18 protein-coding genes and 1 riboswitch are annotated in these 22,698 nt (G+C 71.9%); of the genes, 17 read left to right on the top strand and 1 reads right to left on the bottom strand.

Annotation, left to right across the window (positions count from 1 at the left end; all coding sequences use genetic code 11):
- Window positions 1-98: 98 nt before the first annotated feature.
- Window positions 99-285: riboswitch (cyclic di-AMP (ydaO/yuaA leader) on the top strand.
- Between the two features lie 39 nt (window positions 286-324).
- The 17 genes from AB0J66_RS34120 (at window position 325) to AB0J66_RS34040 (ending at window position 21,171) form a co-directional block, all read left to right on the top strand.
- Complete coding sequence (locus AB0J66_RS34120) at window positions 325-1,113, top strand: NlpC/P60 family protein (protein ID WP_364669618.1); 789 nt, start codon at window positions 325-327, stop codon at window positions 1,111-1,113.
- A gap of 1,082 nt (window positions 1,114-2,195) precedes the next feature.
- Window positions 2,196-2,627: a division/cell wall cluster transcriptional repressor MraZ gene (gene mraZ / locus AB0J66_RS34115; protein ID WP_364669616.1), complete on the top strand. Its 432-nt coding sequence runs from the start codon at window positions 2,196-2,198 to the stop codon at window positions 2,625-2,627.
- Window positions 2,628-2,914: 287 nt separating this feature from the next.
- Window positions 2,915-3,991: a 16S rRNA (cytosine(1402)-N(4))-methyltransferase RsmH gene (rsmH, locus tag AB0J66_RS34110; protein WP_364669614.1), complete on the top strand. Its 1,077-nt coding sequence runs from the start codon at window positions 2,915-2,917 to the stop codon at window positions 3,989-3,991.
- The gene (locus AB0J66_RS34105) at window positions 3,988-5,553 is read left to right on the top strand and encodes a hypothetical protein (RefSeq protein WP_364669612.1); all 1,566 of its coding nucleotides are present in this window, start codon (window positions 3,988-3,990) and stop codon (window positions 5,551-5,553) included. The genes rsmH and AB0J66_RS34105 overlap by 4 nt, the downstream gene beginning before the upstream one ends.
- Window positions 5,554-5,558: 5 nt before the next feature.
- A complete protein-coding gene (locus tag AB0J66_RS34100; RefSeq protein WP_364669609.1) occupies window positions 5,559-8,009 on the top strand; it encodes a penicillin-binding transpeptidase domain-containing protein in 2,451 nt (816 codons plus the stop codon).
- Window positions 8,010-8,060: 51 nt separating this feature from the next.
- Window positions 8,061-9,578, top strand: coding sequence for a UDP-N-acetylmuramoyl-L-alanyl-D-glutamate--2,6-diaminopimelate ligase (locus AB0J66_RS34095; RefSeq protein ID WP_364669606.1), 1,518 nt, complete (start codon window positions 8,061-8,063; stop codon window positions 9,576-9,578).
- Window positions 9,575-10,960, top strand: coding sequence for a UDP-N-acetylmuramoyl-tripeptide--D-alanyl-D-alanine ligase (gene murF / locus AB0J66_RS34090; protein ID WP_364669603.1), 1,386 nt, complete (start codon window positions 9,575-9,577; stop codon window positions 10,958-10,960). The genes AB0J66_RS34095 and murF overlap by 4 nt, the downstream gene beginning before the upstream one ends.
- The gene (mraY, locus tag AB0J66_RS34085; protein WP_364669601.1) at window positions 10,957-12,063 is read left to right on the top strand and encodes a phospho-N-acetylmuramoyl-pentapeptide-transferase; all 1,107 of its coding nucleotides are present in this window, start codon (window positions 10,957-10,959) and stop codon (window positions 12,061-12,063) included. Before murF ends, mraY begins: the two co-directional genes overlap by 4 nt.
- 65 nt (window positions 12,064-12,128) lie before the next feature.
- Window positions 12,129-13,517: a putative peptidoglycan glycosyltransferase FtsW gene (locus tag AB0J66_RS34080; RefSeq protein WP_364669598.1), complete on the top strand. Its 1,389-nt coding sequence runs from the start codon at window positions 12,129-12,131 to the stop codon at window positions 13,515-13,517.
- Complete coding sequence (murG, locus tag AB0J66_RS34075) at window positions 13,517-14,629, top strand: undecaprenyldiphospho-muramoylpentapeptide beta-N-acetylglucosaminyltransferase (RefSeq protein ID WP_364669595.1); 1,113 nt, start codon at window positions 13,517-13,519, stop codon at window positions 14,627-14,629. Before AB0J66_RS34080 ends, murG begins: the two co-directional genes overlap by 1 nt.
- A gap of 26 nt (window positions 14,630-14,655) precedes the next feature.
- Window positions 14,656-16,125, top strand: coding sequence for a UDP-N-acetylmuramate--L-alanine ligase (gene murC, locus AB0J66_RS34070; protein WP_364669593.1), 1,470 nt, complete (start codon window positions 14,656-14,658; stop codon window positions 16,123-16,125).
- Window positions 16,126-16,207: 82 nt separating this feature from the next.
- Window positions 16,208-16,897 carry an FtsQ-type POTRA domain-containing protein gene (locus AB0J66_RS34065; RefSeq protein WP_364669727.1) on the top strand — a complete coding sequence of 230 codons (690 nt, stop codon included), beginning with the start codon at window positions 16,208-16,210 and terminating at the stop codon, window positions 16,895-16,897.
- Between the two features lie 286 nt (window positions 16,898-17,183).
- Entirely contained in the window at window positions 17,184-18,314 is a 1,131-nt protein-coding gene (gene ftsZ, locus AB0J66_RS34060) for a cell division protein FtsZ (RefSeq protein WP_364669590.1), read from the top strand.
- Window positions 18,311-19,024 (top strand): YggS family pyridoxal phosphate-dependent enzyme, encoded by a 714-nt coding sequence (locus AB0J66_RS34055; RefSeq protein ID WP_364669724.1) that lies wholly within the window; start codon window positions 18,311-18,313, stop codon window positions 19,022-19,024. Before ftsZ ends, AB0J66_RS34055 begins: the two co-directional genes overlap by 4 nt.
- Before the next feature lie 245 nt (window positions 19,025-19,269).
- Window positions 19,270-19,956, top strand: a complete 687-nt coding sequence (locus tag AB0J66_RS34050) for a cell division protein SepF (RefSeq protein WP_364669587.1) — start codon at window positions 19,270-19,272, stop codon at window positions 19,954-19,956.
- 48 nt (window positions 19,957-20,004) lie between these two features.
- Window positions 20,005-20,310, top strand: coding sequence for a YggT family protein (locus AB0J66_RS34045; protein ID WP_097322621.1), 306 nt, complete (start codon window positions 20,005-20,007; stop codon window positions 20,308-20,310).
- Window positions 20,311-20,352: 42 nt separating this feature from the next.
- Window positions 20,353-21,171 (top strand): DivIVA domain-containing protein, encoded by an 819-nt coding sequence (locus AB0J66_RS34040; RefSeq protein ID WP_364669585.1) that lies wholly within the window; start codon window positions 20,353-20,355, stop codon window positions 21,169-21,171.
- A 494-nt stretch (window positions 21,172-21,665) separates the two neighbouring features.
- Here AB0J66_RS34040 and AB0J66_RS34035 read toward each other — a convergent pair whose 3' ends face one another.
- Window positions 21,666-21,761, bottom strand: a complete 96-nt coding sequence (locus AB0J66_RS34035) for a hypothetical protein (protein ID WP_364669721.1) — start codon at window positions 21,759-21,761, stop codon at window positions 21,666-21,668.
- Between the last annotated feature and the right edge of the window lie 937 nt (window positions 21,762-22,698).

Genomic DNA, 22,698 nt, shown 5'->3' with positions numbered 1-22,698 from the left:
GATCTCGGGTACCAAGGATCAGCCGACAGCAACCCGCTGGAAGCTTGCGCCGCCCGGTTCACGCCGAGCCCTGCCCCGGGCCAGGCAGCGCGACCACGAGCAGTTGTACGACCACAAAGGCATACGGGGGCAGGGACGGGGGACCCAAATAGCGGTCTCCTCCGCGTCACCCGCTCCGGTGGCGATCAACGGAGAGACCTTGGGGTGAAGTCGCCTCCCAGCGACCGGGCAAGCCTTCCCGCCCGAACCCGACAGCTAACCTCGCAGGCGTGCCGGAGGGAATTCTCTACCGTGCACGAACACAGTTCGAGCCGGGGCCGACGCATGTCCGTCGGAGCCGGCAAACTCGCACTGTCTCTCGGTCTCTGCCTCTGCGCCGGCCAGCTGGTCTCCACGCCGGCCGCGCACGCCGCCACCCCCGTGGTGACGCAGGCCGCCGTGACTGCCAAGGCCGCGGCGAAGGTGAAGCCGACCGTCCGCACCAGCGTCAGCACCCGCACGCTGGCCTGGGGCGCCAAGGTCAAGGTGACCGCCCGCTACATCAACCCGACCAACGGCAAGGCGGTCACGTCCGGCACGGTGCGCCTGCAGGCGCTCCGCAACGGCAAGTGGCAGAACTGGGCGTCCGGCAAGGTCAACAAGAACGGCGCCATCGCCCTGTACGCCGCCCCGAAGACCAGCGGCTCGCTCCGCATGGTCTACGCCGGCACCTCGACGTTCGCCCCGCAGGTGGGCGGCCGCCTCGCGGTGAAGGTCGTCGCCAGCGGCGCCAAGGTCCTGGCCGAGGCCTCGGCCCACACCGGCGCGCTGTACAAGTTCGGCGCCTCGGGTCCGAGCCGCTTCGACTGCTCGGGCTTCACCAAGTACGTGTACAAGAAGGCCGCGGGCAAGAACCTGGCCCACAAGGCCAACTCGCAGCAGTCCGCCGGCAAGTCGGTGGCCAAGGGCGCCAAGAAGGCCGGAGACCTGATCATCTTCCGGAACGGCTCCTACGGCTACCACGCGGCCATCTACGCGGGCAACGGCTACATGTACGACTCGCCGCACACCGGCGCGCGCGTCTCCAAGCGCAAGATGATCAGCACCAACTACGTGGTCCGCCGCCTCGTCTGAGGTTCCTCAGACACGCGGTAAGTACGACAGTTGCTCAGCGGGGCGCGACCGGTTCGGTCGCGCCCCTCTGTCGGTCCGGTGACTCCAGGTGACTTGCTCGCGCTTTCCGGAGATACGGAGTTGGCCACAGGCACCCGCCGTAGGGACGGCCTCGGTCTGTCCTCACTCCCTCTGCCCCACTTTCGGCCGGTGCGTACCGTCACGCCAAGGCCCGCTCCGCGGGCCTGAAGGCGCTTTCTCCGTCCCGCCTGTAAATAACAGCCCGCACACCTGAGCCCTCGGCGTGCGGAATCTGCGCCCTGGCGATGAGGTGTCCGCCGGGTCACGTCGCCCGCGCCCGCGCCGCCGGCCGCCCACCGCGTCCGCGCCGCCGTGTTTGTCCGCGCCACCCGCGCGCCTGGGCCGCCCACCCCGCCCGGGCCGCCACCCGCGCGCCTGGGCCGCCCACCCCGCCCGGGCCGCCACCCGCGCGCCTGGGCCGCCCACCCCGCCCGGGCCGCCACCCGCGCGCCTGCGCCACCTACCCCGCCGGGGCCACCCGCGTGCCTGCGCCATCCATCCGGCGGGGGCCACCGCGCCCGCGTCCGCCCTGGCCCGCCCGGCCTGATCCCGCGCCCGCGCCCGCGCAGGCTCGGGCGACCTCGCGGGGATCGCGTCGGCGGGCGCGCGGTGAATGACGATGCGGGGGCGTGAATGAACTGGAGTCGGGGTTGACAGCGGGTTATCTCGACGGTCCTCCACTTTCCTCCCCGGCGGGGGTTGACATTTGTTTTGACTGGGAGGTTTGGGCGTGTTTGTCGTGTTTCTTGACGGGGGTGCGGTGAGGATGTCGGAAACCGGACGGGGTTGATCATGCGGTGGCCCTCCACTCTGCGTGCACGCCTTTGAGCTGGGGTTTCGTGTGCGAACAAGCTTCGTGAGGGCGCTCATTCGGCTTGCGGGTGGAGGGAAGTGGAGTAGAGTGGAGCGCAGTGGCAGGGCCAAAAGGGACCTGAATTCCAAACGGGATTTGGCTCTGGAAGACCTGCCGGCCCGAGTTGACCGGCGGACCGCGAACCGCCAGGGGCAGGGGGTTGGAGCCGATGTTTCTCGGCACTCATACCCCACGCCTCGACGACAAGGGGCGGCTGATCCTTCCAGCGAAGTTCCGCGACGAGCTGGCGGGAGGTGTCGTGATCACCAAGGGGCAGGAGCGCTGTCTTTACGTGTTCCCGATGCCGGAGTTCCAGCGCATCGCGGGTCAGCTTCGCGAGGCCCCGGTCACGAACAAGGCCGCCCGGGCGTACAGCCGGGTGTTCTTCGCCAGCGCGCACGACGAGATTCCCGACAAGCAGGGGCGGGTCACGATCCCGGCTCACTTGCGGGCGTACGCGGCACTCGACCGCGAACTCGTGGTGATCGGGGCGAGCACCCGGGTGGAGATCTGGGACAAGCAGTCGTGGGACGACTACCTCGCCGCGAGCGAAGACGAGTTCGCGGACATCGAGGAGGGGGTGCTGCCCGTCGGACTGTGAGGCGTGGCATTCGGCCGGCCCTGTGGTGGGGCCCGGACGTCGCTGCTGCCGTACTGCGAGATCTCCAGCCGCTCCCGCACCTGGCGCCTCTTCCCCGGCGCCAGGCGCGTGTCCGGGCTTGGGCGCGCCCGATGGCAACGGGCACGAGCGGATGGGGATCTGGCGGTACGGAAAGACGTTCGGGCGGCTGCCACGGCGTGGGCACATCGCTACGGCGTCGTCGATGGGTGGGCACTGGGCCGGAAAAGGGCCTGGTGAGGCGTGAGCCGGGGACAGTCGGGGATGCGATGGGGGTCGACATGGGGGAGCTTCGCGGCACGCACGTGCCGGTGCTGCTCGAGCGATGCCTCGAGCTGCTCGCCCCGGCCCTGCAGCTGCCCGGCGCGGTGCACGTCGACTTCACGCTCGGCCTGGGCGGTCACGCCGAGGCGGTGCTCGAGCGCTATCCGGAGGTCGTCCTCATCGGACTCGACCGGGACACCGAGGCGCTGGCCCACTCGCGGCAGCGGCTCGCCCGGTTCGGCGAGGAGCGGGTCCACCTGGTCCACGCCGTCTACGACGAGCTGCCCCGCGTGCTCGAGAAGCTCGGTATCCGGCTGATCCACAGCGGACTGTTCGACCTGGGCGTCTCCTCGCTGCAGCTCGACGAGGCCGACCGTGGCTTCGCCTACGCACAGGACGCGCCGCTCGACATGCGCATGGACCAGACCACGGGCATCACGGCCGAGCAGGTCGTGAACGAGTACGAGCCCGGCGAGCTGGTCCGGATCCTGCGGACGTACGGCGAGGAGAAGTTCGCCACACGTGTCGTCTCGTCGATCGTGCGGGAGCGGCAGAAGGGCCGGATCACCTCGACGGCGAAGCTGTCCGAGCTGGTCAAAGAGGCCATCCCCGCCGCAGCCCGGCGAACCGGTGGAAATCCTTCGAAAAGAACGTTTCAAGCGTTACGCATCGAGGTAAATGGCGAACTCGCCACGCTCGAGTCCGCGGTCCCGGCCGCTTTGGACGCGTTGGCCCCGAAAGGGCGCCTTGTGGTGATGAGCTACCAATCTTTGGAGGACCGGATCGTCAAGCGTGCCCTCACCGCGAGGACGCGCTCGACGGGGCCGATCGACCTGCCGGTCGAACTGCCCGGCACCGGTCCGACACTGCGGCTGCTGACAAAGGGGTCAGAGCCGCCCAGTGACGACGAGGTCGCGGCGAACCCGCGGGCAGCTTCGGTGAAGCTGCGCGCCGTGGAACGCCTCGACCAGCACGACCAGGCTCCCGGGGCCGCCCGCGAACGGCCCCGACTGTCTACAACGCACGGGGGACGAGGGCGGTTACGCCCGGGGGAACGCGAAGAGGGGGAGGGGAAAGCATGAGCGAGCGCAACCACGCGCCGCGGTCGGGGGGCCGGGCCGCGGATCAGCAGCGCCAGGCGTACGGCCGGCGCGAGCAGGGCACGGGCCGCGATGCGGACGCCACGAGCCGGGCCGGCGACGGCCGGGGCAGTGCCGGCCGGGGGGCCCGGCACTTCACGGACGACATCCGCGGTGGTGCGGACGAGGCCGGCCCGCGCCGGTCCGGGATCGGCCGCGACGCCCGGGGCGCGAGCCCCCGGCGACGGGAGAACGAGGACGTCCGCGGCGGGGCCCGCGACGCCGCTCCCCGCAGCCGCGCCCGCGACACCGAGGGCGTCCGCGCCGGCCGCGACACCGAAGGTGTCCGCGCTCGCCGCGACATCAGCGAGGACGCCCGCGCTCGCCGCGATAGCGGGGAGGTTCGCGCTCGCCGCGACATCAGCGAGGACGCCCGCGCTCGCCGCGACACCGGGGAGCTTCGCGCTCGCCGGGACACGGAAGGCGTGCGCAAGCGCCGCGACACCGAGGGCGTGCGGGCGGACCTCGACCCTGATGGCCCGCGGAAGCGCCGGGACACGGAAGGCGTGCGGCTGGGCCGGGACGCTGAGGGTTCGCGCAAGCGCCGGGACACGGAAGGCGTGCGGCTGGGCCGCGACGCTGACGGGACGCGGAAGCGCCGGGACACCGAGGGCGTGCGGCTGAGCCGGGACGGCGAAGGTGTGCGGGCGGGCCGTGAGGTCGAAGGTGGCCGGCGGGACGCCGAGAGCGAGCGGGTTCGGCGGATCACCGAGGATGTGCGGGCTCGGCGGGACAGCGACCAGGACAAGGTGCGGCCGATCGCGGCCAAGCTGGAGAAGGGGCGTTCCGCTTCCGCTCGCGGGGGCCAGGGGCGGCCGGACGGGGTCGAGGCGCCCGTCGCGGGCACCGCGGCTCTGCAGCTCGAGGTGGAGCCCGACGGCAACGGCCGGGCCGAGGCCGGGGCGGGGCCGCGGCTCTCCGTGGCGCCGCTGCCGATCCGGCGGGGGCCGCGGGCGCCGTTCACGGCCGGGGTGGTCGGGCTGGTGATCGTCGGGGTGCTCGGCATTCTGCTGATCAACACCAAGACGAACGAGAACTCGTTCAAGATCGCTGACCTGGAGAAGCAGAACACGGCGCTCGACAACCAGCGGCAGGACCTGGACAACCAGCTCATCGAGGTGTCGAGCATCGGCAACCTGGACGCCGCGGCCCGGCGGCTCGGCCTGGTCAAGGCGGAGAACCTGGCCGTGCTCCGGCTGCCGGACGGCAAGGTCATCAAGGTGCCGATGCCGGCCGAGGGCAAGCTGTCGATCACGGCCCAGGACCCGAAGTCCGACAAGGGCCCGGCCAACGTCACGCCGATCGACGGCGCCGCCACCGGCCAGCCCGGCAACGGCCAGGGTGCCACCAGCCAGGGCGGCAACGGCCAGGGTGCCACCGGCCAGGGAGGCAACGGTCAGAGTTCGGTCAGCCAGACCGGCAACGGGCAGGCCGCGACGGGTGATGGGCAGGCCGCGACCGGGTCGACCGGTGGCGGGCAGGCGCAGACCGGCGCCGGGCAGTAGGCCGGATGGCGCCGCGGGCTGACGACACTCCACCGCGCCGGGGCGCTCAGCCCCGGCGCGGTACGTCTCGTGACCTCCCCGAGGAGGGCGACGAGCAGGCCGGCCAGGGCCGGGGCTTCGGCGGCATCGGTGACGCGCGGGCCTACACCCCGCGCGGGCGCACGATGGCCGAGCGGGATCAGCGCACGCGGTCGCCGCGCGCCGGGCGCACGTCGGATCCGTTCCGGCCCGCGCTTCAGGTGCTCGACGGCGGCCGCCCGCGGCGTGGCGGCCGCGGCGAGCCGGAGGAGGAGGCGCCGGAGATCCCCGAGCAGCCCGCCGAGCCGGCCGGCCGGGGACGCAAGGGCACCGGGAAGACCCGGGAGGCGCGCGGTGGCAAGCCCACGCCCCGCAGCCGCACCCCGCAGTTCGACGAGGACGACTTCGCCGACGACGAGCTGGACAACCGCCGCACGCGGGCCGGCGTCAAACCTCGCCGCACAGTGGCCAGCCCGGACCGCCGCGCCGGAGCCGGCACGGATCGCCGTAGCGGGGCGGGCACGGACCGCCGTACTGCCGCGGGTGGGGCGAGTGACGACCGCGGTGGGCGGGCCACGCGCGGGGCCCGGCCGGCGGCTTCCCCGCGTACCGGCAAATCAGAGGGACCACGACGGATCGTGAGTGGACCGCGGGTCAACCGCGCTGTCCGCGCGGTCGCGCCCGAGCCGCCCAAGCTGGCCAACAGCACCCGGCGGCTGCGGATCGGCGCCGTGGTCGCGCTCTCGCTGTTCGTGATGATCGGGGTGCGGCTGGTCGTGCTGCAGGTGGCCTCGTCGCCGTCGGACGCCAAGCGGCTGATCGAGCTGCGGGAGGACCGGCTGGCCAAGGTGCGCCTGCCGGCGCCGCGGGGCAGCATCGTGGACCGGGACGGCACGGTCCTCGCGCACAGCGTGGAGGCCCGCTACGTCGCCGCCGACCCGGCCCTGGTCAAGGACCCGGCGAAGACGGCCGCGATCCTCTCCCCGCTGATCACCGTGCAGCCGTCCAAGCTGATCAACCTGATGAAGCCGCACAAGCAGCCCGGTGGCGGGCAGTCGCGCTTCGAATATCTGGCCCAGGGTGTCGACATCTCGGTCGGCGACAAGATCGCCGCCATGGACCTGCCCGGCATCATCGTCAAGGAGGACGAGCGGCGCGACGTGCCGAACGCCGACCTGGCGGCGAACCTGATCGGCTTCACCGGCGACGACAACTCGGGCCTGGAGGGCATGGAGGCGCGCTACGACTCGCTGCTGCGCGGCACCGACGGCGAGCGCGAGTTCGAGATCGGCAAGGGCGACCTGAACAAGCCGATCCCGGGCGGGTACGAGAAGTACACCGAGCCCCAGCCGGGCACCTCGCTGCAGCTGACCATCGACGGCGACCTGCAGTACGAGGTGCAGCGCATCCTGTGCGAGCAGGCCACCAAGTCGAAGGCGAGCATGGCCGGCGCCGTGGTGATGGACGTGAAGACCGGTGAGGTGCTGGCCCAGGCGAGCTGCCCCACCTACAACGCCGCCAAGCCGGGCGCCTACACCCCGACCGAGCGTGAGGACACGCCGAGCAGCATCGTGGCCGACCCGGGCTCGGTGCACAAGGCGTTCATCTTCGGCGCGGCGCTGCAGGAGGGGCTGATCACGCCGGACTCCGTCCTGGCGATCGGCCCCGCCCTCGAGCGTGGCGGTTACCGCTTCCAGGACACCCACGAGCAGAAGAAGGGCACCAAGATGACGATGGCGGGCCTGCTCGCCTACTCGTCCAATGTGGGCACGATCCTGATCGCCGACAAGCTCGGCAAGCAGAAGGTCTACGAGTACCAGCAGAAGTTCGGGCTGGGGAAGTCGACCGAGGAGGGCACGCTCGGCGAGGCGGACGGCCGGCTGCTGACCCCGGACGAGTGGAGCGGCTCGGCGTCGGGGTCGGTGCCGATCGGCATGAGTGTGGACGCCACGCTGGTGCAGATGGCGGCGGGCTACAACGCGATCGCCAACGACGGCGTCTACATCCAGCCGCACCTGATCAAGTCGATGACCTCGGGTAAGGACGGCAAGGTGACGCAGGCGGCCGAGCCGGAGAGTCACAAGGTGCTGGACCCGCAGGTCGCCTCCCAGCTGCGCACCATGATGGAGGCCGTGGTCGACAACGACGGCGCGACCGGCAAGAAGGCGGCCGTCGCGGCGTACCGGGTGTCGGGCAAGACCGGCACCGGCAAGCGGCTGGTCGACGGCAAGTACACCAGCGCCAACTACGGCTCGTTCATCGGCATGGCGCCGGCCGAGAACCCGCGCTTCGTCATCGCCGTCTCGGCCGACGTGCCGGTCGGCACCGGTGGCGACGTGGCGGCCCCGGCGTTCTCCAAGATGATGTCGTTCGCCCTGCTCCACTACAAGGTGCCGCCGTCGACCACGCCGGCGCCGAAACTGAAGATCAAGCCGTGACCGCAATGCCGTTTTCCGCCGAGCGGTGGGGACGGGGTAGGGTCTGACGCCGTGCCCGGCATTCCCCGTCCCGTCTCCGTGGCCCCGTACCGGTTGTCGAGTCTGGTCCCGCTGGTCGCGGCCACGCTGACCGGTGACGACGCCGAGGTCACGGGCATCACCCACGACAGCCGCGAGGTCCGCCCCGGCGATCTCTACGCGGCCCTTCCCGGCGCCAACCGGCACGGCGCGGAGTTCTCCGCCGCCGTCGCCGGGGCCGGCGCGGCGGCGATCCTGACCGATCCCGCCGGCCGCGAGCCGGCGACCGCCACCGGCCTGCCCGTCCTGGTCGTGGACGACCCGCGGGCCGTGCTCGGCGCGGCCGCCTCGGCCATCTACGGCGACCCCTCGGCCCGCCTCACCGTGATCGGGATCACCGGCACCGCCGGCAAGACCTCGACGGCCTACCTGGTCGAGTCCGGTCTGCGGGCCGCCGGCCTGGTCACCGGCATGATCGGCACGGTCGAGACGCGGCTGGGGGACCTGGTTGTGCAAAGCGTGCGCACCACCCCCGAGGCGACCGACGTGCACGCGATCCTCGCCGCCGGCCTGGAGCGCGACGTGTCGGCCGTGGTGATGGAGGTGTCCAGCCACGCCCTGGCCGTCGGCCGGGTCAACGGCGTGCGCTACACCGTCGGCGGCTACACCAACTTCGGCCTGGACCACCTCGACTTCCACCGCGACGCCGACGACTACTTCGCGGCCAAGGCCAAGCTGTTCGACGGCCGCTGCCGCTTCGAGGTCCTCAACTTCGACGACGCGGCCCTGAGGCCGTTGTTCAAGCCGGTCACGATCAGCTACTCGGCCGACGGCCACACCGAGGCGTCGTGGTGGGCCAGCGACATCCGGCCGTCGGCGTTCGGTCAGCGCTTCGTCGCGCACGGGCCGGACGGCGTACGGGTCGAGGCCGGCGTGGCCCTGCCCGGCCGGCACAACGTGGCCAACGCGCTGCTGGCCCTGGCCGCCCTCGTGGCGGCCGGAGTGGACCCGGCCGTGGCCGCGCGCGGCATCGCGGCCTGCCCGGGTGTGCCGGGCAGGCTGGAGCAGGTGGCCGCGCCGGGCGAGATCCTGGGCGTGGTCGACTACGCGCACAAGCCGGACGCGATCGTGGCCGCCCTGGCCGCCCTGCGCGAGCTCGCGACCGGGCGCGGCGGCCGGGTGATCTGCCTGATCGGCGCCGGCGGCGACCGCGACCGGGGCAAGCGCCCGCTGATGGGCGCGGCGGCGGCCCGCGGCAGCGATCTGGTGATCGTCACTGACGACAACCCCAGGACCGAGGACCCGGCAGCCGTACGCGCTGCCGTGCGGGCCGGCGCCGAAGCAGCCGGCGCTCCTGCGAAGATCATCGAAGTGGCCGGGCGGCGGGATGCGATCGACGAGGCGGTGCGGCTGGCCGCGCCGGGCGACGTGATCGCGCTGCTGGGCAAGGGACACGAGCGGGGCCAGGAGGTGAACGGCGAGATGTTGCCGTTCGACGACCGGATCGAGTTGGCCGCGGCACTGACCGCGGCCGCGGGGAGCGGCTCGTGATCCGGATGACGTTGGCGGAGATCGCCGAGGTCACCGGGGGTCGCGTGGTCAACGCGGCGCCGGGCCTCGAGGTCACCGGTCCGGTGGAGTACGACTCTCGCAAGGTCGGCCCGGGCGGGCTGTTCGTGGCCTTCGAGGGCGAGAAGGTCGACGGGCACAAGTTCGCCGCGGCCACGATCGAGGCCGGGGCGGCCGCCGTGCTCAGCACGCGCGACACCGGCCAGCCGGGCGTGGTCGTGACCGAGCCCCTGGCCGCGCTGGCGGCGCTGGCCAAGGCCGTCGTCAGCCGGCTCGGCAAGCTGACCGTGGTCGGCCTCACCGGCTCCTCGGGCAAGACCACGACCAAGGACTACATCGGGCAGCTGCTGTCGCGGCTCGGGCCGACGGTCGCGCCGGCCGGATCGCTCAACAACGAGCTCGGTTTTCCGTACACGGTGTTGCAGGCGACCACCGAGACGCGCTTCCTCGTGCTCGAGATGGGCGCCCGGGGGATCGGGCACATCCGGTACCTGACCGAGATCGCCCGGCCGCAGATCGGCGTGGTGCTCAACATCGGGGCGGCCCACCTGGGCGAGTTCGGCTCGGTCGAGGGCACCGCCCAGGCCAAGGGCGAGCTGGTCGAGGCTCTGCCGGCCGACGGGGTGGCGATCCTGAACGCCGACGATGCGCTGGTGGCCGGGATGGCGCCGCGTACCGCTGCCCCTGTGTGGCTGGTCGGTGAGGCCTCGGGCGCGCGGGTGCGTGCGACGGAGGTCGTGGTCGACGGGGCCGGACGCGCTTCGTACACTCTCGGTTTTGACGGTCATTTCGGAAATGTCCAATTAGCTGTGGCGGGCCGCCATCAGGTGGCGAACACCCTCGCCGCAGCGGCGGTCGCGCTCTCGCTGGGGATGCCGGTCCCGGAGGTGGCGGAGGCGCTCGGTGAGGTCGGGATCGTCTCCGGTCGCCGGATGGACGTCTTCACCCGGCCCGACGGTGTCGTGGTGATCGACGACTCGTACAACGCCAATCCGTCCTCCACCACGGCCGCGCTGCAGGCGCTGGCCGCGATGGGCGAGGGGAAGCGCACCATCGCCGTGCTCGGCTACATGGCCGAGCTCGGCCCGCACGAGCGATCCGGCCACGAGGAGGTCGGCCGGGTCGCGGCCGGGCTCGGCGTGGACCGGCTCATCGCGGTGGCCCCTGAGGCCGGGCCGATCGTGGACGGCGCGCACGCGGTCGAGGGCTGGACCGGCGCCGCCACGCTCGCCGCCGACCAGGCCGCGGCCATCGAGATCCTGCGGGCAGACCTGCGCGAGGGCGACGTCGTCCTCGTCAAGGGCTCCCGGTACCGCACATGGGACGTGGTGGACTCGCTGCGCCCCGAGGAGGAGTCCCGGTGAGGGCAGTCATCGTCGCGGCCGCGGTCGCCTTCATCATCTCGCTGTTCGGCACGCCGATCGCGATCCGCGTCTTCACCGCGCTCAAGGCCGGCCAGCCGATCCGCGGCGGCCTCGGGCTGGCCAGCAACGCGGGCAAGAAGGGCACGCCCACGATGGGCGGCGTGGCCTTCATCATCGCCACGGTCATCGCCTACGCGGCCGGGCACGTCGCCCTGACCACCCTCCCGGAGCGGCAGATCGCCCAGGAGAGCCCGACCATGACCGCGCTGGTCCTGCTCGGCCTGTTCGTCTTCTGCGGCGTGGTCGGCTTCCTGGACGACTTCCTGAAGGTGCGCCGGCGCAACTCCGACGGCCTGAGCGCCAAGGGCAAGCTGCTCGGCCAGCTGATCGTCGGCACCGCGTTCGCGGTCGTGGCGCTCTACGTGCCCAGCACCAACGGCGAGACCGTGGCCAGCGAGCACATCTCCTTCATCCGCGACATCAGCTGGCTCGACGTCGGCAAGGTCGGCTCGGTGCTGGTCTTCGTCTTCGTGATCATGGCGATGTCCAACGGCGTGAACCTGACCGACGGCCTCGACGGCCTGGCCACCGGCGCCTCGATCCTGGTGCTGGGGGCGTACGCCCTGATCGGCTTCTGGCAGTACCGGCACTGGTGCGGCGACTCGGACTACGCTCGCGTCAACGACTACTGCTACCAGGTGCGCGACCCGCTGGAGGTCGCGATGATCGCGGCCGCGGCGGCCGCCGCCTGCGTGGGCTTCCTGTGGTGGAACACGTCCCCGGCCCGGATCTTCATGGGTGACGCCGGCGCGCTCGGTCTGGGCGGCCTGATCGGCGGCCTGGCCGTGGCGACCCGGACGACGCTGCTGTCGGTCATCATCGGCGGCCTGTTCGTGATCATCACGATGTCGCTGATCATCCAGATCGTCTCGTTCAAGACCACCGGAAAACGAGTGTTCCGGATGTCCCCGCTGCACCACCACTTCGAGCTGGCGGGCTGGAGCGAGGTCAACATCGTGGTGCGGTTCTGGATCATCTCCGGCATCTGCGTCGCGATCGGCCTGGGGCTGTTCTACTCGGACTTCCTGGCGGTCATGGGATAGATCTCTCGCGCGACACGCCAGGCACGTGACACAGCCTCGCGTGTCGCCGCGACGATGATGAGGCAATGGCGGACGACCGTACTTCCCAGGCGCCTCGCCCGTCCTTGAGCCGGCAGCTGCTGCCCGCCGTGCACGGGTTGCTGGCGCGTCCCCTCTCCTCGTACTACCTGCTGCTGGCCAGCTCCGGTCTGCTGCTGCTGATCGGCCTGACCATGGTCTTCTCGGCCACCAGCGTCAAGGCGTACGCCGAGAACGGCAACGCGTTCAGCGCCATCAGCAGCCAGGCCGTCTTCGCGCTGCTCGGCCTGGTCGCGTTCTGGGTGTGCCAGCGGCTGCCCGCCGGCACCCTGCGCGACCTCGGCAAGTACATCCTGGCCGCCGCGATCGCGCTGCTCGCCCTCCTCGACCTGCTGATGGCCCTGGAGTCGGTGCACCTGCTGAGCGCGCCCAGGATCGGCCCGATCCACGCCGACCTGCTCTGGCTCTACATCGGCCCGATCGGATTGCAGCCGGCCGAGTTCGCCAAGCTGGGCATGGTGCTCTGGGGCGCCGACGTGATCGCCCGCAAGGGCCCGGCGCTGGGTCACTGGCGTGAGCTGTCGCGCCCGCTGTTCCCGGTCGTCGGCCTGCTGTTCGTGCTGGTCGGCTACAACGACCTGGGCACCATGCTGGTGCTGCTGGCGCTGATCGTCGGCCTGCTCTGGGCGGCCGGCGTCCGGCTGCGGATCTTCGGCGCGCTCGGCGTGCTCGGCCTGGCCGGCATCAGCCTGCTGATCGCGGCCGCCTCCGGCGGCGCCGGCTCCGGTGAGAAGGGTGCCGAGAACTACCGGCTGGCCCGGCTCACCAACTTCCTCCAGCCGCTCGACCAGTGCGACCTCGACGGCCCCTGCTACCAGCTCATCCAGGCCCGCTCGGCGATCTTCGAGGGCGGCTGGTTCGGCGTCGGGCTGGGCAAGGGCGCGCTGAAGTGGAACTGGCTGCCCGAGGCCGACAACGACTTCATCTTCGCCGTGGTCGCCGAGGAGCTCGGCGTGGTCGGCTGCGCGATCATCCTGGCCCTGTTCTCCGTGCTGGCCTACACCGGCTTCCGGATCGCCCGGCGCTCGGCCGACCCGTTCCGCCGCCTCGCCGCCACCGCCATCACCACCTGGCTGGTGGCCCAGGCCGTGATCAACATCGGCGGCGTGACCGGCATGCTGCCCATCACCGGCCTCCCGCTGCCGTTCATCTCCGCAGGTGGCAGCGCCCTCGTGGTGACCATGGCGGCGGTCGGCATGCTGGCCTCGTTCGCCCGGGCCGAGCCCGACGCGTCACGTGCGCTGAACGCCCGTCCGCCCGCGCGATGGGTACGGCTACTCTGGGCCCCGCTGCCGCCGGTCCCCCCGCAACGGCGGCCGGCGGCCAAGGCCCCGAACAAGGCCACTGAAGGCGCGGGTGCGGGAAGGAGAAGGTAATGGCTTCGCTGCGGTCGGTCGTGCTCGCCGGGGGAGGCACCGGTGGTCACATCTACCCGCTGCTCGCCTTCGCCGACGCCCTCAGACGGCACTTCCCGGACGTCCGGATCACGACGCTGGGCAGTCCCAAGGGCATGGAGAACGACCTCATCCCACCGGCCGGCTACGACCTGCGGGTCATCCCGGCGTTCCAGCTGCCGCGGTCGATCAACATGAACCTGCTGCGCACCCCGGACCGGATGTACAAGTCCTCGCACGCGGCCGCCAAGATCCTCGAAGAGGTGCAGGCCGAGGTCGTGGTGGGCTTCGGCGGCTACGTGTCGGTGCCGGCCTACCTGGCCGCCTGGCGCAAGGACATCCCGATCGTGATCCACGAGGTCAACGTGCCGCCGGGCGTGGCCAACCGGATGGGCATGAAGTTCACCAAGAACGTCGCGGTCGGCTTCCCGCAGCAGCCGCAGCAGGCCGAGTCGCTGCGCGACGCGCGGGTGGTCGGCGTCCCGCTGCGGACCGCGCTGACCCACCTGGACCGGGCCGCCCTGCGCCCCCAAGCCCTCTATCAGTTCGGTCTCCGGCCCGACCTGCCGGTGCTGTTCGTCTCGGGCGGCTCGTCCGGCGCCCGCACGATCAACCTGGCCGTGGCCGCGGCGGCCAAGCGGCTGGCCCACGCCGGCGTCCAGGTGCTGCACGTGCAGGGCGGCCGCAACGACCCGTTCGACGTGCCGACCGACCTGCCGGTGCCGTACCGGGTGCTGCCCTACCTGTCGGACATGCAGCTCGGCTACGCGGCGGCCGACCTCATGCTCTGCCGCGGTGGCGCGATCACGGTGGCCGAGACCACCGCGCTCGGCGTGCCCGCGGTGTACGTGCCGTACCCGCACAGCAACCAGGAACAGAAGCGCAACGCGCTGCCCGTGGTCGAGGCCGGTGGCGGCGTGCTGGTCGACAACTCGGAGCTCACTCCCGAGTGGATCGAGCAGAACATCATCCCGCTGGCGCGGGACAGGCAGCGCCTCGGCGCGATGAGCACGGCCGCTTCCCGGTACGGTCGCCGCGACGGCGACGAAGCGCTGCTCGAATTCGTTCTCGAAGCGGTGCAGAAGACCCGATGACCACCCCGAGGAAAGGGAACACGACTGTGAACACGGCGGAGCTGAGGCCGGCCGGCGAGGTGACCGCCGAGGACCTCGGCAGCGTGCACCTCATCGGGATCGGCGGCGTCGGCATGGCGGGCCTGGCCCGGTTGCTGCTCACCCGGGGCGTGCCCGTCTCGGGCAGCGAGCTGCGCGAGTGGCCGGCGCTGGCCGGCCTGCGCGCGCTGGGCGGCACGGTGCACATGTCCCACGTCGAGTCGAACCTCGACGGCGTGGACACGGTCGTCTACTCCACCGCCATCCCGGCCGACCACCTGGAGCTGGCCGAGGCGCGCCGCCGCGGGCTGCGCGTGCTGCACCGCTCCGAGGCGCTGGCGGCCGCGATGACCAACCGGCAGACCATCGCCGTGGCCGGCACGCACGGCAAGACCACGACCACCTCGATCATGACCGTGATCCTGCAGCACGCCGGGCAGGACCCGTCGTTCGTGATCGGCGGCGAGATCTCCGAGGCCGGTTCGAACGGCCACCACGGGACCGGGCCGCACTTCGTGGCCGAGGCCGACGAGAGCGACAAGTCGTTCCTCATCTACCGCCCGCACGTCGCGATCATCACCAACATCGAGGGCGACCACCTCAACAACTGGGGCGACCTCGACGGGCTCAAGGCCGGCTTCCTGCAGTTCGCCGAGCTCGCCGCGCCCGACGGCTTCGTCGTGACCTGCGCCGACGACGAGGGCACGCAGGAGCTCATCGCGGCCCTGCGGGCCAAGGGCAAGACCGTCTACACGTACGGCGAGTCGGAGTCGGCCGATCTACGGATCAGCGACGTCGTCTCCACCGTCAGCGGCGTGCGCTACCAGGCCGAGCTGGACGGCAAGCCGCTGGGCGAGATCCGGCTGGCCCTGCCCGGCAAGCACATGGGCCTCAACAGCGCGGCCGCCGTGCTGACGGCGCTGCGCCTGGGTCTGCCGCTCGACAAGACCGTCGAGGCGCTGGCCTCCTTCCCGGGCGTGCGCCGGCGCTTCGAGCGCAAGGGCATCGCGGCCGGCGTCCGGGTCTACGACGAGTACGCGTACCACCCGACCTCGGTCAAGGCCGCGCTGCGGACCCTGCGTGAGGTGGCCGGCGACGGCCGCCTGCTGGTGGTCTTCCAGCCGTACCGGGTCTACCGCACCCGCGACCTCGAGGCCGAGCTGGCCGAGGGGCTCAGCCTGGCCGACCAGGCGATCGTCATGGAGGTCTTCGGCCCGGGCGAGGTGCGCGGGCCCGGCGAGGGCGGCGTGTCGCTGACCGCGGCCGTCGACCTGCCGGCCGAGGCCAAGGTCTTCGTCCCGGACTGGGAGGACGTGCCGGCCGAGGTGGTCCGGCGCAGCCGCCCGGGTGACGTGGTGGTGACCATGGGCGCGCCGCCGATCTCGCTGATGGGCGACGAGCTGCTGGCCGCGCTGGCCGAGGCCGACCTGCAGCCGGCCCCGGCCCAGCCCCACGGCAACGCGCTGGAAGAGCGGTAGACCGCCGGTGAGCGGGGGCGGGCGTAACTGGCGGCTCGTGCGGGCGGACACCGACGCGGTGCCCGCCTCGGCGCGCCGTTTCATGGCCCGCGCCCGCAAGCGCAAGCTGCGCGCCGTCCTGCCGTGGGCGATCGCGGCCGGGGTGCTCGCCCTGGCCGGCATCGTCTCGTGGGTCGTCTACGGCACCTCCGTGCTCGGCGTCCGTGACGTGAAGGTGGTCGGCGCCGAGTTCCTGACCCCGCTGCAGATCGAGCAGGCGGCCGACGTGCCGCAGAGCGAGCCGTTGGCCCGGGTCGACCTCGACACGGTCCGGGCCAAGGTCCGTACCCTGGCCGCGGTCGACCGGGTCGTGGTCCGGCGCAGCTGGCCCTCCACCCTGGTCGTGGAGGTCGTCGAGCGCACGCCGCTGGCCGCCGTGCCCGCCTCCGGCCAGTTCTCGCTGATCGACCGGGCCGGCGTGCCCTACCGCACCGTGCAGGAGCCGCCGGCCGGGCTGCCGCTGGTCCGCACGACCTCGCCCGGCCCGAACGACGTGAACACGCAGTCGGCCCTGACCGTGCTCTCCGCGCTGAGCGAGGAGCTGCGCGAGCAGCTGGTCGCCGTGTCGGTGGCGGCCCCGGCCCAGATCAAGCTGGAGCTGAAGAAGAGCCGCACGGTGGTCTGGGGCGACGACACCCAGAGCGACACCAAGAGCCAGGTGGCCACGGCCCTGCTCAAGCGGGCGGGCAAGGAGATCGACGTCAGCGCGCCATCAGTCGTGACGATCCGCTAATATTAGCGGTAAGCGGACAAACGACACATTCCGGTCGAGGTTACGGGTCAGTCGGATGTTCGCCACGTAAGCGGACGCCGACACGCCGCGCCGGGTCTTTGGTTGACATCGGAAAGCCGCATACGTTGCCACCAGAGGCTCAGTGGTTGACATAACCCTAAGCCTCTAGTAGAGGGTGAGGGTTTCCTCGCCCTCCCTTGTACGGCAGCGGATGTCTTCGCGCGGTCTGGCCGGACCGCGCAGGGGCCCACGGCATCCACTAACCCTGGAAGGGAAGGCTGAGCCCATGACACCTCCCCACAACTACCTGGCGGTCATCAAGGTCGTCGGGATCGGTGGCGGCGGCGTGAACGCCGTGAACCGCATGATCGAGGTCGGGCTCAAGGGCGTCGAGTTCATCGCGATCAACACCGATGCGCAGGCGCTGCTGATGAGCGACGCCGACGTCAAGCTCGACGTCGGCCGCGAGCTCACGCGCGGCCTCGGCGCCGGCGCGCAGCCCGAGGTCGGCAAGAACGCCGCCGAGGACCACCGCGACGAGATCGAAGAGGTGCTCAAGGGCGCCGACATGGTCTTCGTCACCTGCGGCGAGGGCGGCGGCACCGGCACCGGTGGCGCGCCCGTGGTGGCCAACATCGCCCGCAAGCTCGGCGCGCTCACCATCGGCGTGGTCACCCGGCCGTTCTCGTTCGAGGGCAAGCGCCGTCAGGTGCAGGCCGAGGCCGGCATCGACGAGCTGCGCAACCAGTGCGACACGCTCATCGTGATCCCGAACGACCGGCTGCTCGCCCTCGGCGACCGCGGCATCAGCATGATGGACGCGTTCCGCCAGGCCGACCAGGTGCTGCTCTCCGGCGTGCAGGGCATCACCGACCTGATCACCACGCCCGGTCTGATCAACCTGGACTTCGCCGACGTCAAGAGCGTCATGAGCAACGCCGGCAGCGCCCTCATGGGCATCGGCAGCGCCCGCGGCGACAACCGCGCGGTCGAGGCGGCCGAGCGGGCGATCTCCAGCCCGCTGCTGGAGCAGAGCATGGACGGCGCCCGCGGCGTGCTGCTCTCCATCGCCGGCGGTTCCGACCTGGGCCTGTTCGAGATCAACGACGCCGCCCAGCTGGTCACCGACGCGGCCCACCCGGACGCGAACATCATCTTCGGCGCGGTCATCGACGACGCGCTCGGCGACGAGGTCCGGGTCACGGTCATCGCGGCCGGTTTCGACGGGGGCACGCCCTCGTACAAGCCGTCCGAGCCGGCCCGCAAGGTGATCCAGCAGCCGGCCGCCCCGGCGGTCACCAACCCGCCGCCCGCGCCCGCGGTCACCACACCGCCGCCGGCCACCACGACGCCGACGCCGCGCCGGGTGCTGTTCGACGACGTCGACGTGCCGGACTTCCTGAAGAACGGCTCCTGACGGCGGTGACCGACCGAAGGGCCGAGCTCTCCGCGGCCCTCACCGAGGTGCGCGGGCGGATCGCCCGGGCCTGCACGGCCGCCGGGCGACCGGTGGACGACGTGCATCTGGTCGCGGTGACCAAGACGTACCCGGCGAGCGACGTCGTGTTGCTCGCCGGGCTCGGCGTCACCGACGTCGGGGAGAACCGCGACCAGGAGGCGGCTCCGAAGGCTGCTTCCGTTCTCGAGGCCGGTGCCGTGCTCCGCTGGCACTTCATCGGGCAGCTGCAGCGCAACAAGGCGCGGTCGGTGGCGTCCTACGCGGACGTGGTGGAGTCGGTCGACTCCGTACGGCTGGCTTCCTCGCTGGCCAAGGCGGCTTCCGCTCTCCGTGATGATCCACTTGAGGCGCTGGTCCAGGTGAGCATCGACGGTGACCCGGCGCGTGGGGGCGCGGCGGGCGACGACATCTGGCGGGTTTCCGACTCCATCGCGGCGTCGCCGTCGTTGCGGCTCGGTGGGGTGATGGCCGTGGCGCCCGTGGGCTGGGATCCCGATCGCGCGTTCGAGCAGCTCAAGTCGATCTCGGACCGTCTGATCGCGTCACACCCGGATTCAAAGATGATCTCCGCGGGTATGAGCGGCGATCTTGAGGCGGCCGTCCGGCACGGTGCGACACACGTCCGGATCGGCAGTTCTTTGCTCGGAATGCGAAACCCGCTGCGGTAGCCTTGCGGCGGGCAGCAAACTACATAGGTGTTGTTTAACGCGGCGCCACTCGCGAAGGTGGCCGGCGCGTCCGACGACGCAGCGTCGCCGCAGCGTGCGGTCCCCTTCGGACCAGAGGCTGGGGTGCGAGGGGGGACAGCGGTTCGCAGGGGGTGCGATCCGCGCAGCGGACGAAGGTGGGGGCACATGGCTGGTCGGGTCGGCGCCGAGCGAGCTCACGCTCGGATGCGGGATGGGGTGAGGGCATGAGCGCCATTCGTAAGGCGGGCGTCTGGCTGGGCCTCGTCGAGGAGGACGAAGACCGCGACTACGGGTACCGCGAGGACTCCTACCACCAGCGGGACCGCCGCTACTCCGGCAGCCGGTACGAGAACGACATCGACGAGGACGACGAGGAGTTCGAGGAGGAGCGCGCGGTGCCCCGGGCCCGGACCGAGCGCGCCGGCCGGCTGTCGTCGAGCCGCCTCTCCCACACCGACGTCGACGACGAGCCGGTCGAGCGCTCCGAGCGCGCCAGCGTCCGCTCCATCACCCGATCGGGTGCGAGTGACGGCAATTCCGCGCTGAGCTACTCCACTCGGGAGAACCTCGCCCTCGCGCCGCAGACGGTGCACCCGCCGCAGCCGGCGCCGCGCCCGGCCGAGGAGGAGCAGCGCTACCAGATCACGACGCTGCACCCGACTACGTACCGTGAGGCCCGCACCATCGGAGAGCACTTCCGGGACGGTGTCCCGGTGATTATCAATCTCACCGAGATGGATGAGGGTGACGCCCGCCGACTGGTCGACTTCGCGGCCGGTCTGGCCTTCGGTCTTCGCGGTACGATCGAGCGCGTGACCAACCGGGTGTTCCTGCTTTCGCCGGCGAACGTCCAGGTCACCGCGGAGGACAAGGCCAAGATCGCTGAAGGCGGCTTCTTCAGCCAGGGCTAATCAGCCTCGGCGCCCGGCTTAACCCGAATGGGGGAGGACTCGAGCACCGTGCTCTCGGTCGTGTTCCAAATATTGTATTTGCTGGTATATATCTTCTTTCTCGTCCTGCTTGCCAGGTTCGTGCTGGGTGCGGTACTTCAGTACGGGCGCCGGTGGCAACCCAGTCGGGGTGCGTCGGCGGCACTGGAAACGGTGTGGAGCGTCACTGATCCGCCCCTCAAGGCGTTGAGGCGTGTGATCCCACCGCTGCGCATTGGTAACGTGAGCTTGGACCTGGCTTCCATCGTGCTGCTGGTTATCCTGTTCGTGCTCATGAGGTTCGTGTTGCAGAGACTGATACTGAACTTCAGCTAGACAGCAGCCCCACCGCGGCCGCAACTGACCCGAGGAGTTTCGATGCCGCTGACCCCGGCCGACGTGCACAACGTCGCCTTCAAGAAGCCCCCGATCGGCAAGCGGGGGTACGACGAGGAGGAGGTCGACGCCTTCCTGGACGAGGTCGAGCGCGAGCTCGCCCGTCTGATCGAGGAGAACAACGAGCTGCGCGCCCAGGTGGAGCGCGGCGGTCGGGGTGGCGCGCCAGCCGGTCCGAGCGCCGACCCGCGCCTCGCCGCGGAGCTCAACGACGTCAAGGCCCAGCTCGACCGGGTGCAGCGTGACAAGGCCCAGGCCGAGCAGGCCGCCCGGCAGATGCAGGCCGAGCTCGAGCAGGTCCGCGCCGCGGGCCCGGTCGGCGGTGGCGCCCCCAGCGGCGGCGCCGACGGCGAGCAGCAGGCCCTGCGGGTGCTCATGATGGCCCAGCGCACCGCCGACGACCACGTCGCCGACGCCCGCCGCGAGGCCGACAAGCTTCTCTCCGACGCCCGTTCCAAGGCGGAAGAGGTCACCCGTGAGGCCCGCGCCAAGGCCGACGCCCTCGAGCGCGACGCTCGCCAGCGTCACCAGGAGGCCATGGGCGGTCTCGACGCGAAGCGCACGGCGCTGCAGAAGCACATCGAGGAGCTGAAGCAGTTCGAGCGCGAGTACCGCACGCGCCTGAAGGCCTACCTCGAGAGCCAGCTGCGCGACCTCGACGGCCGGGGCCAGGGCCTCGAGGCCGAGATGTCGCGGGCCGACTCCGGTCGCGCCGTCGGTGGCAGCGGCGGCCTGGCCGCGGCCGGCCTCGCCGGGTCCTACGGCGGCAGCCGGGCCAACTCCATCGAGTCCGGGCGCTGAGGCACCCGCTCTCCGATTCCCGCCGGTTCGCTACGACGAGGATGAGCCATGATCGTTGCTAGTCTTCTGCTCATCCTCGTCGCGGTGGCGCTGCTCGTCCTGGGCCTCACCGGCGGGTCGAGCAGCCTGCTCATCAGCTCCATCGTGGCCAGCCTGCTGGCCGCGGTCTTCCTCGTGGTCGGCGCCCGCCAGGCGGCCTCCGCCCGGCGCGCGGCCGCGCGTTCCACCCCGGCCTCTCCGGACGACGACTACCGCGCCGCCGATTACCCCTCCGGTGACTATCCCGACGAGGCCTTCGTGGCGGAACCCGAGTTCGCCGCGGCGGCCGCCGAGAGCCCGGCCCGGCGCCGTCGCGCCTCCGACGATCTTCCTCCGCCCGGCGCCGCTTTCGCAGGCGAATCGGCCTCCCGGGACACAGTCCAGTTCGACGCGGTCGACGACCGGGCCGCAGCCCCGGCGGGCGATTTGTCCGCCGATGAGGCTCATGCGGCGGGTTACCGAGACGCCGAGGCCGCGATGGCGGCCGACTTGTCCCGCGACGCCGACCTCGCCCGCGACAACCTCGCCCGCGACAACCTCGCCCGCGACAACCTCGCCCGCGACAACCTCGCCCGCGACGCCGAGCCGGCGCCCGATGTTGACCCCGCCCGCGACGACCCTGCCTACGACGACCTGGCCCGCGACGCCTACGACGCCTCGCGTGACGACCTGGCCCGCGACGCCTCGCGCGGCGGCCCGGCTCGCGACGCCTCGCGTGACGATCTCGGCCGCGACGGGGACCCCGACTACGACCGGGCTTCCACGGCGATCAACGGGGCCCGCAGCGAGAACCCCGGCCAGGACGCCTGGCGGCGCGAGTCGGCCGCCGCCCCGGCCGCCGAGGACGAGTTCGCCGAGCCGGACGTCGACGACCCGGACGACGAGCCGCTACCCCAGTCGGTGCGCCCCGCCGACGCCGTCCGGGTGGCCCGCCTCGACGCCGAGGTGCTGGTCGTGGACGGGCGCCCCCGCTACCACCTGCCCGACTGCCCGCACCTGGTCGGCCGCCTGACCGAGCCGATCCCGGTCGCCGAGGCGGTCGAACTGGGCTTCAGCCCGTGCGGCCTGTGCCGCCCGGTCGACCGCCTGGTGGCCAGCGCCACCCGCCGCTGACGCTCGCCGGCTCGCGCGCCGCGCCCGCCGCCCCGCGCGCCGCTCGCGCTTTCCGTGCCCGCCCCTCGCGCTTCCCGCGTCCGCTTACCCGCGCCGCCGATCGCGCCCCGCCACCCGCGGCCCGCCGCTGTGCCGCGCCGACACGCGCCGCCATCCGCGGCCTCGCCATGCGTGGCTCGCCATGCGCGGCCCGCCGACCGTGCCGCGCCGGGCCGCGCCGCCATCCGCGGCCCCGCCCACCCGCGGCCCGCCGGCCGTGCCCCGCCACCCCTGCCCCGCCAGCCCAGGCCCCGCCAGCCTGCGCCGTCGACCGCCTCCCGCTACCCGTGTCTCGCTGGTCCGCGCCGCCGACCGCGCCCCCGCCACCCGCGCCCG

It is taken from the genome of Actinoplanes sp. NPDC049598 (genome assembly GCF_040675435.1).
Classification (GTDB): Bacteria; Actinomycetota; Actinomycetes; order Mycobacteriales; family Micromonosporaceae; genus Actinoplanes.
This window is presented reverse-complemented; position numbering and strand designations above follow the sequence as displayed.